Consider the following 18551-nt stretch of genomic DNA (forward strand, 5'->3'; position numbering starts at 1 on the left):
GCCGGCCGCCGACCTGATGACACCCGGCCTGCACGGCAGCACCTTCGGCGGCAACCCCGTCTGCGCGGCGGCGGCGCTGGCGGTGCTGCGGGTGCTGGCCGAGCAGAACCTGGTCCGGCACGCGGAGGTGCTGGGCAAGTCGCTGCGCCACGGCATCGAGGCGCTGGGCCATCCGCTGATCGACCACGTGCGCGGCCGCGGGCTGCTGTGCGGCGTGGCGCTCACCGCGCCGCGCGCCAAGGACGCCGAAGCGGTCGCCCGCCGGGCCGGGTTCCTGGTGAACGCCGCCGCACCCGACGTCATCCGGCTGGCGCCGCCGCTGATTGTCACCGAAGCCCAGGTCGACGGCTTCGTCGCCGCGCTGCCGGGCATCCTCGACGAAGCCGCGGGAGCCGCAGCATGACGCGCCACGACGATGCAGAGCGAGCGATGAGGAGTGGCGCATATGACTAGGCACTTTTTGCGCGATGACGACCTGTCGCCCGCCGAGCAGGCCGAGGTGCTGCAGCTGGCCGCCGAACTGAAGAAGGATCCGTTCAGCGCCCGCCCGCTGGAGGGTCCGCGCGGCGTCGCGGTCCTGTTCGACAAGAACTCCACCCGCACCCGGTTCTCGTTCGAGGTCGGCATCGCCCAGCTGGGTGGGCGCGCCGTCGTCGTCGATGCCCGCAGCACCCAGCTGGGCCGCGACGAAACCCTGGAGGACACCGCGCGGGTGCTGTCGCGCTACGTCGAGGCCATCGTCTGGCGCACGTTCGGGCAGGACCGCCTCGAGGCGATGGCATCGGCCGCGACGGTGCCGGTGGTCAACGCGCTCTCTGACGAATTCCACCCATGCCAGGTGCTGGCCGATCTGCAGACCATCGCCGAGCGCAAGGGCTCGCTGACCGGTTTGCGGATGGCCTATTTCGGTGACGGCGCCAACAATATGGCCCACTCGCTGATGCTCGGTGGCGTCACGGCCGGCCTGCACGTCACCATCGCCGCGCCGGACGGCTTCGCCCCCGACGAGGCGTTCGTGGCCGCGGCCCGGCGGCGCGCCGAGGACACCGGCGCCTCGGTCGCCGTCACCGCCGATGCCGACGCGGCCGCGCGCGGCGCCGACGTGCTGGTCACCGACACCTGGACGTCGATGGGGCAGGAGGACGACGGGCTGGACCGCCTCACCCCGTTCCAGCCCTACCAGATCAACGCCCGGCTGCTGTCCCTGGCCGACCCGGAAGCCATTGTGCTGCACTGCCTTCCGGCTCACCGCGGCGAGGAGATCACCGACGAGGTGATGGACGGCCCGGCCAGCGTGGTCTGGGACGAGGCCGAAAACCGGTTGCACGCCCAAAAAGCGCTGCTGGCCTGGCTGCTGGAGCGGTCGCGATGACTCGCAGCAAGGCCACACCCGAAACCACCCGGGCCGGCCGGCAGGCCCGCATCGTGGCCATCCTGTCGTCGGCCGAGGTGCGCAGCCAGAGCGAACTGGCCGCGTTGCTGGCCGACGAGGGCATCGACGTCACCCAGGCCACCCTGTCGCGCGACCTGGAAGAACTGGGCGCGGTGAAGCTGCGCGGCGCCGACGGCGGCGTCGGTGTGTACATGGTTCCCGAGGACGGCAGCCCGGTGCGCGGGGTGTCCGGCGGCACCGCGCGGCTGTCCCGGCTGCTGAGCGAACTGCTGGTGTCGGCGGACGCCAGCGCCAACCTCGCGGTGCTGCGCACCCCGCCCGGCGCCGCCGACTACCTGGCCAGCGCGATCGACCGCGCGGCGCTACCGTACGTCGTCGGCACCATCGCCGGCGATGACACCGTCTTCGTGGCCGCTCGAGAGCCGATGACCGGCGCCGAGCTGGCCACCACCCTGGAAAAACTCACGTAAGCGTTTCAACCTAAGGAGATTGGTTCATGTCAGAACGCGTCATCCTGGCGTATTCCGGCGGTCTGGACACCTCGGTGGCCATCAGCTGGATCGGCAAGGAGACCGGCCGTGAGGTCGTAGCGGTGGCGATCGACCTCGGCCAGGGCGGCGAAGACATGGAGGTCATTCGCCAGCGGGCCCTGGACTGCGGCGCGGTGGAAGCCGTCGTCGTCGACGCCCGCAACGAGTTCGCCGACGGCTACTGCCTGCCCACCATCCTGTCCAACGCCCTCTACATGGATCGTTACCCGCTGGTGTCGGCGATCAGCCGGCCGCTGATCGTCAGGCACCTGGTGGCGGCGGCCCGCGAGCACGGCGGCACCATCGTCGCGCACGGCTGCACCGGCAAGGGTAACGACCAGGTCCGGTTCGAGGTCGGATTCGGTTCGCTGGCACCCGATCTCGAGGTGCTGGCACCGGTCCGCGATTACGCCTGGACGCGGGAGAAGGCGATCGCGTTCGCCGAGGAAAACGCCATCCCGATCAACGTGACCAAGCGCTCGCCGTTCTCCATCGACCAGAACGTGTGGGGCCGCGCGGTGGAAACCGGCTTCCTGGAACACCTTTGGAACGCGCCCACCAAGGACGTGTACGCCTACACCGAGGACCCCACGCTGAACTGGAGCACACCCGACGAGGTGATCGTCGGTTTCGAGCGCGGCGTCCCGGTGACTATCGACGGCAAACGGGTGTCGGTGCTGCAGGCCATCGAGGAACTCAACACCCGCGCCGGCGCCCAGGGCGTCGGCCGCCTCGACGTCGTCGAGGACCGGCTGGTGGGCATCAAGAGCCGCGAGATCTACGAGGCGCCCGGCGCCATGGTGCTCATCACCGCGCACACCGAGCTCGAACACGTCACGCTGGAGCGGGAATTGGGCCGGTTCAAGCGGCACACCGATCAGCGTTGGGCCGAGCTGGTGTACGACGGGCTGTGGTACTCGCCGCTCAAGGACGCGCTGGAAAGCTTCGTCACCAAGACCCAGGAGCACGTGACGGGTGAAGTGCGAATGGTGTTGCACGGCGGCCACATTGCGGTCAACGGCCGGCGCAGCGCGGAATCCCTGTACGACTTCAACCTGGCCACCTACGACGAGGGCGACAGCTTCGACCAGTCGGCCGCCAAGGGTTTCGTCTACGTGCACGGGTTGTCATCGAAGATCGCGTCCCGCCGGGACCAGACCTTCGAAACGGGCCCGGCCGAAGCGTGAGCACTCGCGAGGGGTCCTTGTGGGGCGGGCGGTTCGCGGACGGTCCGTCGGACGCGCTGGCCGCGCTGAGCAAGTCCACCCACTTCGACTGGGTGCTGGCCCCCTACGACATCGTCGCCTCGCGGGCCCACACCGTGATCCTGTTCCGGGCCGGTCTGCTGAACGAGGAGCAGCGCGACGGGCTGCTGGCCGGTTTGGATCAGCTCGCCGAGGACGTCGCCGACGGCAGCTTCGCGCCCCTGGTCACCGATGAGGACGTGCACGGGGCGCTGGAACGCGGGCTGATCGACCGGGTCGGGCCGGACCTGGGCGGGCGGCTGCGGGCCGGTCGGTCACGCAACGACCAGGTGGCCACCCTGTTCCGGATGTGGCTGCGCGACGCGGTGCGCCGGGTCGCCGCCGGGGCGCTGGACGTCGTCGGCGCGCTGGCGGCCCAGGCCGCCGCCCACCCGGGCGCCATCATGCCGGGCAAGACCCATATGCAGTCCGCGCAGCCGGTGCTGCTGGCCCATCACCTGCTGGCGCACGCCCACCCGCTGCTGCGCGACGTCGACCGGATCGTCGACTTCGACCGGCGCGCCGGGGTGTCCCCGTACGGGTCGGGCGCGCTGGCCGGCTCGTCGCTGGGCCTGGATCCCGATGCGATCGCCGCGGAGCTCGGTTTCGCCGCCGCGGCCGACAACTCCATCGACGCGACCGCATCCCGCGATTTCGCGGCGGAGGCCGCCTTCGTGTTCGCCATGATCGGGGTGGACCTGTCCCGGCTGGCCGAGGACGTCATCCTGTGGAGCTCGACGGAATTCGGCTACGTCACCCTGCACGATTCGTGGTCGACCGGCAGCTCGATCATGCCGCAGAAGAAGAACCCGGACATCGCCGAGCTGGCGCGCGGCAAGTCCGGCCGGCTGATCGGGAACCTGACCGGCCTGCTGGCCACGCTGAAGGCCCAGCCGCTCGCCTACAACCGCGACCTGCAGGAGGACAAGGAACCGGTGTTCGATTCGGTGGCCCAGCTGGAGCTGGTGCTGCCCGCGATGGCCGGGCTCCTGCGCAGCCTGACCTTCGACGTCGAGCGGATGGCCGCCCTGGCCCCGGCCGGCTACACGCTGGCCACCGACATCGCCGAATGGCTGGTGCGACAGGGGGTGCCGTTCCGGTCCGCGCATGAAGCCGCCGGCGCCGCGGTGCGCGTCGCCGAGCAGCGGGCGGTCGGGCTCGACGAGCTGACCGATGACGAATTGGCCGCCATCAGCCCCGATCTCACGCCTCAGGTGCGTGAGGTTTTGACGATCGAGGGCTCGGTAGCGTCGCGCGATGCGCGCGGCGGCACCGCGCCGGCGCGGGTCGCCGAGCAGATCGAAACCGTCCTGGCCAGCGTTGATGCGCTCAAAAGCCAGCTCCGCGGCGACGCTTGAGATGAGGTTGGTTTCCCTGACGCGCCGTGACGGGCAGACTAGACTTCGGGCTCAAAGCGATCCGGTTGAACGTTTCCGACCGGGTCCTCGTCACCAAGGGGTGGGAGAACAATGAGCGTCGTCGCCGGCGTCTTCGGTGCGCTACCGCCGCACCGATACTCCCAGCGCGAGCTCACCGACTTCTTCGTCAGCATCCCGGAGTTCGAGGGCTACGAGGACATCGTCCGGCAGCTGCATGCCAGCGCCAAAGTCGGCAGCCGTCACCTGGTGCTGCCGATGGAGCAATACCCCGCACTGACCGACTTCGGCACGGCGAACCGGGTCTTCACCGAGCACGCCGTGAAGCTGGGTTGCGACGCGCTGTCCGGCGCGCTCGACGAGGCGGGGCTGCAGCCCCGGGACGTCGACGTGCTCATCACCACCACCGTCACCGGTCTCACCGTGCCGTCCGTGGACGCCCGGATCGCCGCGCAGCTCGGCCTGCGCAACGACGTGCGACGGGTGCCGATGTTCGGGCTTGGCTGCGTGGCCGGCGCCGCGGGAATGGCCCGCGTGAACGACTATCTGCGCGGCGCACCGGACGCGGTGGCCGCCCTGCTCTCCGTCGAGCTGTGCTCGCTGACCTATCCCGGATACAAGCCGTCGCTGGCCGGCATGGTCGGCAGCGCCCTGTTCGCCGACGGGGCCGCGGCGGTGGTGGCCGTCGGCGAGCGGCGCGCCGAACAACTGGCCGCGGGCGGGCCCACCATCGTCGACTCGCGCAGCCACCTGTACCCCGATTCGCTGCGCACCATGGGCTTCGACGTCGGCGCCACCGGCTTCGAGCTGGTGCTGTCCAAGGACGTCGCGGCCGTCGTCGAGCAATACATCGAAGCGGATGTCACAGAGTTCCTCCGGTGCCACGGGCTGACGACGGCAGACATCGGCGCCTTCGTGAGCCACCCCGGCGGCCCCAAGGTCATCGAGGCCATCAACGCGGCGCTCAGCCTGCCGCCCGAGGCCCTCGAACTCACCTGGCGTTCGCTCGGCGAGATCGGCAACCTCTCGTCGGCGTCGGTGTTGCACGTGCTGCGCGACACCATGGCCAAGCCGCCGCCGAGCGGAAGCCCCGGTCTGATGCTCGCGATGGGTCCAGGATTCTGTTCCGAGCTGGTGTTGTTGCGTTGGCACTGATCCTCGCCCGCGCGCTCCCGTTCCTACCGTAAGGCGTCGGCTTTTTGGGCTTGAATTTTGCGGAGGTATCGCTGTGAGTGACACGAGAGGCCGCCTTCGATGAACGGCAACACCGAAGAGCTGATCAAGGCTCTTCGCCGGTCGCTGAAAGACAACGAGCGGCTCAAGCGCGAGAACCGCGAGTACCTGGCCGCCGCGACCGAACCGGTGGCGGTGGTCGGCATGGCCTGCCGGTACCCGGGCGGCGTGGATTCACCAGAGGCTTTGTGGCAGATGGTGGTTGAGGGCCGCGATGTGGTCTCGGAGTTCCCCGCGGACCGCGGCTGGGACCTGGCCGGTCTGTTCGACGCGGATCCCGACGCCGTGGGCAAGTCGTACGCGCGGTGCGGCGGGTTCCTGTCGGATGTCGGTGGTTTCGATGCCGCGTTCTTCGGGATCGCCCCCAGCGAGGCGCTGGCCATGGACCCGCAACAGCGCCTGCTGCTCGAGGTGTCCTGGGAGGCGTTGGAGCGGGCCGGGATTGACCCCGCCACCCTGCGCGGGTCGGCGACCGGTGTGTTCGCCGGGATATTCCACGGCTCCTACGGGGGTCAGGGACGGGTGCCGGGTCACCTGGAGCGATACGGCCTGCGCGGTTCGACGCTCAGTGTCGCCTCGGGCCGGGTGGCCTATTCGCTGGGGTTCGAGGGCCCGGCCGTCTCGGTGGACACGGCGTGTTCGTCATCGCTGGTGGCGCTGCACCTGGCGGCGCAGTCGTTGCGTTCCGGCGAGTGCGATCTGGCGCTGGCCGGCGGCGTGACCGTGATGGCCACACCGGCGATGTTCATCGAGTTCAGCCGGCAGCGCGCGCTGGCCGCCGACGGCCGGTGCAAGGCGTATGCGGGCGCCGCCGACGGCACCGGCTTTTCCGAAGGCGTCGGCGTGCTGGTGCTGGAACGGCTGGCCGATGCCCGGCGGCACGGGCATCCGGTCCTCGCGGTGGTGCGCGGGTCCGCGGTGAACCAGGACGGCGCTTCCAACGGCCTGGCGACGCCCAACGGGCCTTCGCAGCAACGGGTGATCAAGGCGGCCCTGGCCAACGCGCGGCTGGGCACGGCCGACGTCGATCTGGTCGAGGGCCACGGCACGGGCACCACGCTCGGGGATCCCATTGAGGCGCAAGCGGTTCTGGCGACCTACGGGCAGGGCCGGCCGGTGGATCGGCCGGTGTGGCTGGGTTCGATCAAATCGAACATGGGTCACACCTCGGCCGCCGCGGGTGCCGGCGGAGTGATCAAGATGGTGCAGGCGATCCGTCACGGGGTGATGCCCAAGACGTTGCACGTGGATGAGCCGACGCCGCATGTGGATTGGACCGCCGGGGAGGTGTCGCTGCTGACCGAGCAGCGGCCCTGGCCGTCGGTGGACCGGCCGCGCCGCGCGGGGGTCTCGTCCTTCGGCATCAGCGGCACCAACGCGCACGTCATCGTGGAGCAATACGTCCCGGAGTCCGAAACCGCCACCCGCCCAGGCGATGACGTGGTGGTGCCGTGGGTGCTCTCGGCCCGGTCGGGTGAGGCGCTGGCCAACCAGGCGGCGCGGCTGTTGGCCCGGGTGAAGGCCGATCCCGGTGTGCGGGTGCTGGACGTGGGCTGGTCGCTGGTCGCGACACGCTCGCGCTTCGAGCACCGCGCGGTGATCGTGGGCGCCGACGGCGCGCAGCTGCTGCGCGGGCTGACGGCGCTGGCGGCCGGCGAGCAGGGCCCGGGCCTGGTGGTCGGCCGCGCGCAGCCGGTGGGCAAGACGGTGTTCGTGTTCCCCGGCCAGGGCTCGCAATGGGTCGGGATGGGCGCCCAATTGCTGGACAGCTCAAGGGTATTCGCCGAGCACCTGCAGCGCTGCGATAAGGCGCTCGCCGAATACGTCGACTGGTCGCTGATCGACGTGATCCGCGGCGTCCCGGGCGCACCCGGGCTGGACCGGGTGGACGTGGTGCAGCCGGCGCTGTGGGCGGTGATGGTGTCGCTGGCCGAACTGTGGCGCTCAGTGGGCGTGCTGCCCGATGCGGTGATCGGCCATTCGCAGGGCGAGATCGCGGCGGCCTATGTGGCGGGGGCGCTGTCGCTGGAAGACGCCGCCCGGGTGGTCGCGCTGCGCAGCCGGCTCCTGGTGCAGTTGTCGGGCCGGGGCGGCATGGTCTCGCTGGCGTGCAGTCGGCCGCGCGCCGAGCAGCTGATCGCCGGCTGGGGCGAGCGGCTGAACATCGCCACCGTCAACGGTGTTGCGGCGGTGGTGGTCTCCGGTGAGGTGGACGCCCTGGCCGAACTGATGCAACGGTGCGAAGCCGACAACATCCGCGCCCGCAGGATCGACGTCGACTACGCGTCGCATTCGGCACAGGTGGACGCGATTCGCGAGTCCCTCGGCGACGCGCTGCACGGCATCGCGCCCCGGTCGTCGGCGGTCGCCTTCTTCTCCACGGTCACCGGTGAGCTGACGGACACCGCGGGGCTGAACGCCGACTACTGGTTCCAGAGCATCCGGCACACCGTGCAATTCGAGCGGGCGGTACGCAGCGCGTGCGACGCCGGCTACCAGGCGTTCATCGAATCCAGCCCGCATCCCGTGCTGATGGCCGCCGTCGAAGAAACGATGCCCGACAGTGAGCGGGCGTGCGTCATTCCGTCGCTGGGCCGCGAGGACGGCGGCCTGGACCGCTTCTGGCTCTCGGTTGCCCAGGCCCACGTGGCGGGCGTGGCCGTCGACTGGCGCGCCGCGATGGCCGGCTTGGGCGGCCGGGCCGTCAACCTGCCGACGTACGGGTTTGTCCGGCAACACTTTTGGCTTCCGGGCGGGTCGGCGGGGTCGCAAGACGTTGCCGCCCTGGGCCTGGCCGCCGCCGAGCACGGGTTGCTCGGTGCGGTGGTGCCGCGGCCCGATTCCGGCGGTGTGGTGCTGACGGGCCGGTTGTCGATCGCGGCCCACCCGTGGCTGGCCGATCACGCGGTGGGCGAGACGGTGCTGTTTCCCGGGTCCGGGTTCGTCGAGTTGGCCATCCGCGCCGGCGACGAGGTCGGCGCTGCGGTGCTCGACGAGCTGACCTTGTCGGCTCCGTTGCTGCTGCCCCCGGCCGGGGCCGTGCAGGTGCAGCTGGTGGTCGGCGGGCCCGACCAGTCGGGGTTGCGGCGCTTGTCGGTGTATTCCGCTGGCGACGAACCGGATTCGGAGTGGGTGTTGCATGCCGAGGGGCTGTTGCGGCCGGGCACGGTGACACCGGATGCGGACTTCTCGATCTGGCCGCCCGCCGGGGCGAGCGCGGTGGACGTCACCGGCGTCTACGCCCGGCTGGCGCAGCGGGGCTATGACTACGGCGGCGCCTTCCGGGGCTTGCGGGCCATGTGGCAGCGCGGGGACGAGCTCTTCGCCGAAGTCGCCGTGCCCGACGACGTCGCAACGCAGGACGGCGGCTTCGGAGTGCATCCCGTGCTCCTGGATGCGGCGCTGCACGCGATCGGCGTCGCCGCCGATCAGGACCAGACCGTGTTGCCGTTCTCGTGGCAGGGTGTGTCGCTGCACGCCTCGGGCGCGTCGCGGGCGAGGGTCCGGATCGCGCCGGCCGGCGCCGGGTCGGTGTCGGTGGAACTGGCTGACGGAGCGGGGCTTCCGGTGCTCTCGGTGCGATCGTTGGCCATGCGCCCGGTATCGGCCGGGCAGTTGACGGCGGCTCCCGCGCAGCGCCCCGAGGGATTGCTCGACGTGACGTGGTCGCCGATCGCAGTGGGCGCAGGCGGGGGCGCCGCCGAGGTCACGCTGTGGGAGCTGGGCGATCACGGCGGCGACGTGGTGAAGGCCGTGCACGCCGCGGCCGCCGAGATTCTGGCGACGCTGCAATCGTGGTTGCGCGACGAACACGCCGGGGTGCTGGCCGTCCAGACCCGCGGGGCCGTCGCCCTTGCCGGCGAAGACGTTTCGGACCTGGCCGGCGCGGCGGTGTGGGGCCTGGTGCGCTCGGCGCAGGCCGAGCACCCCGGCCGGATGGTGCTGATCGACTCCGATGGCTCCGTCGATGCCGGTGCGGTGACCGACTGCGGCGAGCCGCAGGTGGTGGTGCGCCAGGGCGTGGCGTACGCGGCGCGGCTGCGGCCGGTGCGCATGGGCTCCGCGGTCGAGCTGCCTCCCGCCGGTTGGCGGTTGGATGCCGGTGGCGAGGGCACACTGGAGGACCTGGTCGTGAGTCCTTGCCCGCCAACCGAATTGACCGGCGGGCAGGTGCGGGTGGCGGTGGCCGCGGTCGGCGTCAACTTCCGCGATGTCCTGGTGGCCCTGAGGATGTATCCCGGCGGCGGGCAGCTGGGCGCCGAGGGCTCCGGCGTGGTCATCGAGGTGGGACCCGACGTGACCGGGCTGGCGGTCGGTGACGCGGTGATGGGTCTGCTCGGGGTAGTCGGTTCCGAGGCCGTGGTGGATCACCGCGTGGTGACACCGGTGCCGGCGGGCTTGTCGTTGGTAGCGGCCGGGGGTGTGCCGGTGGTGTTCCTGACGGCGTTGTACGGGCTGTCGGTGCTGGGCGGGCTGCGCGCCGGCGAGCGGGTCTTGGTGCACACCGCCACCGGCGGGGTGGGCATGGCCGCGGTGCAGCTGGCCCGGCATTGGGGCGCCGAGGTGTTCGTCACCGCCAGCCGCGGTAAGTGGGACACCCTGCGCGCGATGGGGTTCGACGACGACCACATCGGCGATTCGCGCACGACGGAGTTCGAGGCGAAATTCTCGGTTGCTACCAACGGTGCCGGGTTCGACGTCGTGCTCAACTCGCTGGCCGGTGAGTTCACCGACGCGTCGTTGCGGCTGTTGGCTCCCGGCGGCCGATTCATCGAGATGGGCAAGACCGATGTGCGCGATCCGCACGTCATCGCCGACGCGTATCGGGGTGTGGTGTACCGGGCCTTCGACCTGATGGAGGCCGGCCCCGACCGCACCGCGGCCATGCTTGCCGAGATCGTGGGACTGTTGGCCGAAGGCGTTGTGAAACCGTTGCCGCTGAAGACCTTTGACGTCCGTTGCGCCTCGGCGGCCTATCGCTATGTCAGCCAGGCACGCCATATCGGCAAGGTCGCGCTCACCGTCGGGTCGGGGCCTGGCGAGGTGCTCAGCGGCTGCGGCGGGGGCCTGGCGGGCGCCAGCGTGGTGATCACCGGCGGCACCGGGATGGCCGGTTCGGCGCTGGCCCGTCACCTCGTCGACCGTTACCGGGTGGCGCACGTGGTACTGGTCAGCCGGACCGGCGCCGGGGCCGCCGGGGTCGCCGAACTGGTGGCCGGGCTGCAGGAGGCCGGCGCGCAGGTGTCGGTGGTGGCCTGCGATGTCGCCGACCCCGACGCGGCTTCGGCGATGCTGGCCCGGATACCGGCGCAGTATCCGCTGCGCGGAATCGTGCACGCCGCCGGCGTTCTCGACGACGGGCTGATCTCGTCACTGACCCCGGACCGGCTGGATGCGGTCCTGCGTGCCAAGGTCGACGGGGCCTGGAACCTGCACGAGCTCACCCGGCACCTGGATCTCTCAGCGTTCGTGGTGTTTTCGTCGATGGCGGGGATCGTGGGAACCCCGGGCCAGGCCAACTACGCGGCGGCCAACAGTTTCCTCGACGGGCTGGCGGCCTACCGGCGCGCCCACGGACTGGCCGGCCTGTCGCTGGCCTGGGGCCTGTGGGAGCAGGCCTCCGCGATGACGGCGCACCTCGGGGATCGCGACAAGGCCCGGATGAGCAGGATCGGGCTCGCGCCGCTGTCCACCGCTCAGGCGCTGGCGGCGTTCGACGCCGCGATGCTGGTCGACGCTTCGGTGCTGGTGGCCGCGCGGGTGGACCGGGCCGCCCTGTCCGACAACATCGCCGCGCTGCCTCCGCTACTGCGCGAACTCGTGGTGGGTCCGACCCGTCGCGTCATCGACGACAGGGGCGTCGCCGCGTCGACGACCGGACTTTCGGCGCGCCTGCACGGGCTTACTCCGGAGGCGCGACAGCGCGAACTTGTCGACCTGGTGTGCGGCAACGCGGCGATGGTGCTGGGCGTGCCCAATCCGGCCGACATCGACGCCGGCCGCGCCTTCCAGCAGCTCGGGTTCGATTCGCTGACCGCCGTCGAACTGCGTAACCGGCTCAAAAACGCTACGGGCCTGACCCTTTCGCCGACACTGATCTTCGACTATCCGACACCCACCGTGCTGGCCGCGCACCTGGACACGCAACTGGTCGGCGCCGACGACCAACCGAACCTGATGGGTCGCTTCAACGACATCACCCGCGAACTGCAGGCGCTGCTCGCCGCGCCCACCTGGAATGCCGACGACAAGTCGGTGCTGCGGGCCCGCATCCACAACCTGCTCGCCACGCTCCCGCCGGGCGATCGTTCCGATGCCGAACACCTCGACGATGACCTCGACGCCGCCACCGAAAGCCAACTCTTTGCGATCCTCGATGAAGAACTCGGCCGCTGACACCCCGCAAGGAGCAACGATGCCGGGCACCTCGCAGCACGTCGACTACCTGAAACGCCTCACGGCGGATCTCAGGCGGACCCGGCGGCGCGTCGCGGAACTCGAGGGCCAACTCCGCGAGCCGGTCGCCGTGGTGGGCATGGCGTGTCGCTATGCCGGCGGGGTCGAATCGCCAGAAGACCTGTGGCAACTCGTGATCGAGGGCCGCGACACGGTGTCGGACTTCCCGGCCGACCGCGGCTGGGACGTCGAGGGGTTGTACGACCCCGACCCCGACGCCAAGGGAAAGATGTACACCCGGCAGGGCAGCTTCCTGCAGGACGCCGGAGACTTCGACGCAGGATTCTTCGGCATCGGGCCCAGCGAGGCGCTGGCCATGGACCCCCAGCAACGGATGATGCTGGAGATCTGCTGGGAAGCGTTGGAGCGGGCCGGGATCGACCCCTTCGCGCTGCGCGGCTCGGCGACCGGCGTGTTCGCCGGGGTGATCCACGCCGGCTACGGCGGCGAGGTGAAGGGCGAGCTGGAGGGCTACGGGCTCACCGGCTCGACGCTGAGCGTGACCTCGGGCCGGGTGTCCTACGTGTTGGGTCTGGAAGGCCCCGCGGTGTCGGTGGACACGGCGTGTTCGTCGTCGCTGGTCTCCATGCATCTGGCCGCGCAGTCGCTGCGGTCCGGGGAATGCGATCTGGCGCTGGCCGGTGGGGTGACCGTGATGGCCACCCCCGCGGCCTTCGTCGAGTTCAGCCGTCAGCGCGCGCTGGCTCCCGATGGTCGCTGCAAGGTGTACGCCGGTGCGGCGGACGGGACTTCGTGGTCGGAGGGCGCGGGCGTGCTGGTGCTGGAGCGGTTGGCCGACGCGCGGCGCCTGGGGCATCCCGTCCTGGCGGTGCTGCGCGGCACGGCGGTCAATCAGGACGGCGCGTCGAACGGGTTGACCGCGCCCAACGGTCCGTCGCAGCAGCGGGTGATCCGGGCGGCGCTGGCGAACGCCGGGCTGACGGCGGCGGACGTGGATGTGGTCGAGGGTCACGGGACCGGGACGGTGCTCGGGGACCCCATCGAGGCCCAGGCGCTGCTGGCCACCTACGGACAGGATCGTCCCGCGGAGCGGCCGCTGTGGTTGGGGTCGATCAAATCCAACATCGGGCATACCTCGGCCGCGGCGGGGGTGGCCGGGGTGATCAAGATGGTGCAGGCGATCCGGCACGGTGTGATGCCCAAGACGCTGCACGTGGATGTCCCTTCGCCGCACGTGGATTGGTCGGCCGGCGCGGTGTCGCTGTTGACCGGGCCGCAGCCGTGGCCCGATCACGGCGGGATACGGCGGGCGGGCGTCTCGTCGTTCGGGATCAGCGGCACCAACGCGCACGTGATCGTCGAGCAGGCCCCCGCGCAACTCGACAGCGAAGCCGAACCGGCTGCGGGAGAATCGAATCCGGTGATCCCGTGGGTGGTTTCGGCCCGGTCGCCCGAGGCGTTGTCCGGCCAGGCCCAACGGCTGCTGGACCGGCTGGGCGCCGACGCGGGTGTGCGGGCGGTGGACGTGGGGTGGTCGCTGGCGACCACCCGGGCGGCCTTCGAGCACCGCGCGGTGCTGGTCGGCGCCGACCGTGCGGCCCTGACGGCGGGGTTGGCGGGACTGGCGGCCGGGCGGCCCGACGTGGGCGTGCTGGTCGGCCGGACCCGGGCGGTGGGCAAGCGGGTGTTCGTCTTCCCCGGCCAGGGCTCGCAGTCCCTCGGGATGGGCGCCGAGTTGTATGACCGTTTTCCGGTGTTCGCGCAGGCTTTCGACGAGGCGGTCGCGGCGGTGGATGCTCACGCGCGGCTGCCGCTGCGCGAGGTGATGTGGGGCTCCGACCCGGAGTTGTTGCAGAGCACCGAGTTCGCCCAGCCGGCGTTGTTCGTGGTAGAGATCGCGTTGGCCGCGTTGTGGCAATCCTTCGGTGTGACACCGGATGTGGTGATCGGCCATTCGGTGGGCGAGATCGCCGCGGCGTGCGTGGCCGGGGCGGTGTCACTGCCCGACGCGGCGCGGCTGGTGGCGGCGCGCGGCCGGCTGATGGCCGGGCTGCCCGCCGGCGGGGTGATGGTCGCGGTGAGCGCAACCGAAGCCGAGGTGGCTGGATTGCTGAACGGTACCGTGAGCATCGCGGCGGTCAACGGCCCGCAATCGCTGGTGCTCTCCGGGGAGCGGGCCGCGGTGGGCGCGGTCGCGGACCGGCTGGCCGCGGGCGGCGCGAGGGTGCACCGGCTGGCCGTCTCGCACGCGTTTCACTCGCCGTTGATGGAGCCGATGACGGGGGAGTTCGCGGCGGTGGCCGCCGACGTGTCGGCAGGTCAGCCGCGAATCGCCTTGGTGTCCAACCTAACCGGGCAACTGGCCGGCCCCGACTATGGCTCCGTCGAGTACTGGGTCGACCACGTGCGCAAGCCGGTGCGATTCATCGACGGTGTGCAGCTGGCCGAATCGCTGGGTGCCGGGGTGTTCCTGGAGGTGGGTCCGGGCGCGGCGCTGACGTCCGCGGTGGAGCAATCCCTGACGACCGACCGGGCGACCTCGGTGGTGACCATGGCCAAGGGCCGCCCCGAAGTGGACTCGCTGCTGCGGGCGGCGGGGCAGCTGTTCACGGCCGGTGCCGACGTGCGGTGGGCCGCGGCGTTCGCCGACCGCACCGCGCAGCGTGTCGAGCTGCCCACGTATGCGTTTGTGCGGCGCCGGTTTTGGCTGTCCAGCGATTCGGTGGGTTCGGCCAACATCGCCAGCCTAGGTTTGGCCGAGGCCGAGCACGCGCTGCTGGGCGCGGTGGTGGACCGGCCGGATTCCGGCGGTGTGGTGTTGACGGGCCGGCTTTCGATTGCCGCCCAGCCATGGCTGGCCGACCACGCGGTGGCCGGCACGGTGCTGTTTCCGGGAGCCGGGTTCGTCGAGTTGGCGTTGCGGGCCGGCGACGAGGTCGGCTGCTCGGTGATCGAGGAGCTGACGCTGTCGGCGCCGCTGGTGGTGCCGGCGGCCGGGGTGGTGCACGTGCAGGTCGTGGTGGCCGCGGCCGGCGACGAGGGTACACGCCCGGTTGCGATGTATTCGCGTGCCGCACAATCGGATTGGGTGTTGCACGCCGAGGGTGTGCTGAGTGACGTCGCGCCCGCACCGGCCGCCGACCTGTCGGTGTGGCCGCCGCTGGGCGCGGACGTGGTGGACGTGACCGGCGCGTACGACGACCTGGCGGTCCGCGGCTACGGGTACGGGCCGGCCTTTCGGGGCTTGCGGGCCGTATGGCGGAGGGGGACAGAGACTTTCGCCGAGGTGGAGCTTCCGCAACAGGCCGGGGTGTCGACCGCTGGGTTCGGCATCCATCCGGTGGTCCTGGATGCGGCGCTGCATGCGCTGGGCGTGGCCGACCAGCGACCCGAGACCGTCTTGCCGTTCTCGTGGCAGGGAGTGGGCCTGAACGCGGCCGGCGCGTCCCGGGTGCGGGTCAGGCTGGCGGCCGTCGGCGCCGGCGCCGTGTCGGTCGAGCTGGCCGACTCCTCCGGGCTGCCGGTCCTGTCGGTGCGCGAGCTGGTGACGCGCGCCGTGTCGGCCGATCAGCTGACCGCGGCCGTGGCGGCCCGCTCCGGAAGCGGGGAGCTGCTCGACGGGGTGTGGTCACCGGTCTCGTTGCCCGGCAGCGGCGTTGCCGCGGACGTCACCGTCTGGGAGTCACCGCCCGCCGACTCGGGCGCGGTCACCTCGGTCTACCGGGCCACGCACGAGGCCCTGGGTGTGTTGCAGTCCTGGCTGGCGGGTGAGGCGGCCGGGGTTCTGGTGGTGCTGACCCACGGGGCGGTGGGGTCGGCGGACGAGGACGTCGCGGACCTGGCCGGTGCCGCGGTGTGGGGGTTGACGCGTTCGGCGCAGGCCGAGCACCCGGGCCGCGTGGTGCTGGTCGATACCGACGGAACGCTCGATGTCGCAACGGTGATCGCTTGTGGCGAGCCGCAATTGGTGGTGCGCGACGGCGTGGCCTACAGCGTCCGCCTGAAGCCGGCCGACCAGCGACCCCTGCTGCAGCTGCCCGACCCGCCGTCGGTGTGGCGGCTGGCCGCCGGCGATGCCGGGACACTCGAGGACTTGGCGGTGCAGGAATACCCGCCGGCGGCACTGGAGGCCGGTCAGGTGCGGGTGAGCGTCGGTGCCGCCGGGGTGAACTTCCGCGATGTGCTGGTGGCGCTGGGCATGTACCCGGGTGTCGCACAGCTGGGCGCCGAGGGCGCGGGAATCGTCACCGAACTCGGCGCCGGCGTGACGGATTTGGCCGTCGGGGATTCGGTCATGGGGATCTTCGGGCTCGCCGGCTCCGAGGCCACCGTCGATCGCCGGTTGGTGACCCGGGTGCCGCGGGGCTGGTCGATGGCGCAGGCCGCCGCCGTGCCGGTGGTGTTCTTGACGGCCTATTACGGACTGTCGGTGCTGGCCGGCCTGCGCGCCGGGCAGCGGGTGCTGGTGCACGCCGCCACCGGCGGCGTCGGCATGGCCGCCGTGCAGCTGGCCCGGCATTGGGGCGCGGAGGTGTTCGCGACCGCCAGCCGCGGCAAGTGGGAAACCCTGCGCGCCATGGGATTCGACGAGACGCACATCGCGGATTCCCGCACCCTGGAGTTCGAGCAGAAATTCCCCGGCGACATGGACGTGGTGCTCAACTCCCTGGCGGGGGAGTTCAACGACGCGTCGTTGCGGCTGCTGGGGCCCGGCGGTCGCTTCATCGAAATGGGCAAGACCGATCTGCGTGACCCGGATGCCGTCGCCGCGGGCCATCCCGGGGTGACGTATCGCGCGTTCGATCTCATGGAGGCCGGCCCCGGCCGGATCGCCGAGATGTTGGCGGAATTGATGGAGCTTTTCGCGAGCGGGGTCCTGAGGCCGTTGCCGGTCAAGGCATTCGACGCGCGCAGCGCGGCCGACGCCTACCGGTTTGTCAGCCAGGCCCGCCACATCGGCAAGGTCGTGCTCACTTTGCCGGACGGTCCCGCCGGCCTGGCCGGCGGGACCGCACTGATCACCGGCGGCACCGGCATGGCGGGTTCGGCGGTGGCGCGGCATCTCGTCGAGCGGCACCGGGTGCCCCACGTGCTGCTGGTCAGTCGCAGCGGTGAACGCGCCGACGGCATCGGCGAGCTGGCCGCCCAATTGCGCGAAAAGGGCGCATCGGTGTCCGTGGCGGCCTGCGATGTCGGCGACCGGGATGCGGTCGCGGCGTTGCTGGCGCAGGTGCCCGCGCAGTACCCGCTGCGCTCGGTGTTCCACGCGGCGGGCGTGCTCGACGACGCGGTGATCGCGTCGCTGACGCCCGCCCGCATCGACACGGTGTTGCGGGCCAAGGTCGATGGGGCCTGGCATCTGCACGAGCTGACCCAAGGTCTGAATCTGTCAGCGTTCGTGGCGTTTTCGTCGATGGCGGGCATCGTCGGTGCGCCGGGCCAGGGGAACTACGCGGCGGCCAACAGCTTCCTCGACGCGCTGGCGGCGCACCGCCGCGCTCGCGGTCTGCCGGGCCTCTCGGTGGCCTGGGGGATGTGGGAAGAGACCTCGACGATGACCCAGCATCTCGGCGAGCGTGACAAGGCCAGGATGAGCCGGGCCGGGCTGAGCGCGTTGTCCACTCGGCAGGCGCTGGAGCTGCTCGATGCCGCGTTGCTCACCGAGCACCCGATGGTGGTGGGCACCCGGCTGGACCGGGCAGCGCTGGCGCACCACAGCGACACGCTGCCGCCGCTGCTGAGCCAGCTGGCCAGCCGCCCGGCCCGCCGGGTACTGGAACACACCGACATGGTGTCCCTGACGGGGCTGCGCGCGCGGCTCGAGGGCATGACCGCAGAGCAGCGGCACAGCGAACTGGTGGAATTGGTCTGCAGCAACGCGGCCACGGTACTGGGCCACAGCTCCGCGGACGTCAACGCCGACGATGCGTTCGGCGACCTCGGGTTCGATTCCCTGACCGCCGTCGAACTGCGTAACCGGCTGAAAATCGCTACCGGGCTTACCCTTTCGCCCACGCTGATCTTCGACCAGCCCACGCCGGGTGCGCTGGCCGAACACCTCGGTACCCAGCTGGCCGGCAGCGCTTCCGGCGCGACGGCTACGGCCGCCGCGCCGCCCGATCGCATGGGCCGCTTCAACGACATCGCCCGGGAACTGCAGGCGCTGCTCAACCAGCCCGATCTGAGCCCCCGCGACAAGGCGCAGCTCATCAGCCGGCTCGAAGGCCTGTTGACCACGGCGACCGGCCCGGCACCGGGCCCGCTGCTGGAGCACACCGAGGACGCGTTCGACGACGACATCTCCACCGCCACCGAGAGCCAGCTGTTCGCGATTCTCGACGACGAAGTCGGACCGTGA

General features: G+C 71.1%; 8 protein-coding genes. All 8 read left to right on the forward strand.

Going from position 1 to position 18551, the window contains the following annotated elements:
• Positions 1-403 (forward strand): aminotransferase class III-fold pyridoxal phosphate-dependent enzyme (locus tag A5708_RS07725; RefSeq protein ID WP_155765924.1); only part of this gene is annotated, 403 nt, incomplete at its 5' end.
• A 42-nt stretch (positions 404-445) separates the two neighbouring features.
• Entirely contained in the window at positions 446-1372 is a 927-nt protein-coding gene (argF, locus tag A5708_RS07730; RefSeq protein ID WP_065028056.1) for an ornithine carbamoyltransferase, read from the forward strand.
• Complete coding sequence (locus A5708_RS07735) at positions 1369-1863, forward strand: arginine repressor (protein WP_065028057.1); 495 nt, start codon at positions 1369-1371, stop codon at positions 1861-1863. Before argF ends, A5708_RS07735 begins: the two co-directional genes overlap by 4 nt.
• A 26-nt stretch (positions 1864-1889) precedes the next feature.
• On the forward strand, positions 1890-3110 hold the full coding sequence (locus A5708_RS07740) for an argininosuccinate synthase (RefSeq protein ID WP_065028058.1): 1221 nt from the start codon (positions 1890-1892) through the stop codon (positions 3108-3110).
• Positions 3107-4525 carry an argininosuccinate lyase gene (gene argH / locus A5708_RS07745; RefSeq protein ID WP_065028059.1) on the forward strand — a complete coding sequence of 473 codons (1419 nt, stop codon included), beginning with the start codon at positions 3107-3109 and terminating at the stop codon, positions 4523-4525. Before A5708_RS07740 ends, argH begins: the two co-directional genes overlap by 4 nt.
• 111 nt (positions 4526-4636) lie before the next feature.
• Positions 4637-5698 carry a type III polyketide synthase gene (locus A5708_RS07750; protein ID WP_065028060.1) on the forward strand — a complete coding sequence of 354 codons (1062 nt, stop codon included), beginning with the start codon at positions 4637-4639 and terminating at the stop codon, positions 5696-5698.
• 99 nt (positions 5699-5797) lie between these two features.
• Positions 5798-12172 carry a type I polyketide synthase gene (locus tag A5708_RS07755; protein ID WP_065028061.1) on the forward strand — a complete coding sequence of 2125 codons (6375 nt, stop codon included), beginning with the start codon at positions 5798-5800 and terminating at the stop codon, positions 12170-12172.
• 19 nt (positions 12173-12191) lie between these two features.
• Complete coding sequence (locus A5708_RS07760) at positions 12192-18551, forward strand: SDR family NAD(P)-dependent oxidoreductase (RefSeq protein ID WP_419538311.1); 6360 nt, start codon at positions 12192-12194, stop codon at positions 18549-18551.

Origin of the sequence: Mycobacterium colombiense (assembly GCF_001672755.1) — a bacterium.
GTDB classification, from domain to species: domain Bacteria; phylum Actinomycetota; class Actinomycetes; order Mycobacteriales; family Mycobacteriaceae; genus Mycobacterium; species Mycobacterium colombiense_C.

Coding starts and splice junctions, on each gene's coding strand:
- argF (WP_065028056.1), top strand. CDS start 446: ATGACTAGGCACTTTTTGCGCGATGACGACCTGTCGCCCGCCGAGCAG.
- A5708_RS07735 (WP_065028057.1), top strand. CDS start 1,369: ATGACTCGCAGCAAGGCCACACCCGAAACCACCCGGGCCGGCCGGCAG.
- A5708_RS07740 (WP_065028058.1), top strand. CDS start 1,890: ATGTCAGAACGCGTCATCCTGGCGTATTCCGGCGGTCTGGACACCTCG.
- A5708_RS07750 (WP_065028060.1), top strand. CDS start 4,637: ATGAGCGTCGTCGCCGGCGTCTTCGGTGCGCTACCGCCGCACCGATAC.
- A5708_RS07755 (WP_065028061.1), top strand. CDS start 5,798: ATGAACGGCAACACCGAAGAGCTGATCAAGGCTCTTCGCCGGTCGCTG.
- A5708_RS07760 (WP_419538311.1), top strand. CDS start 12,192: ATGCCGGGCACCTCGCAGCACGTCGACTACCTGAAACGCCTCACGGCG.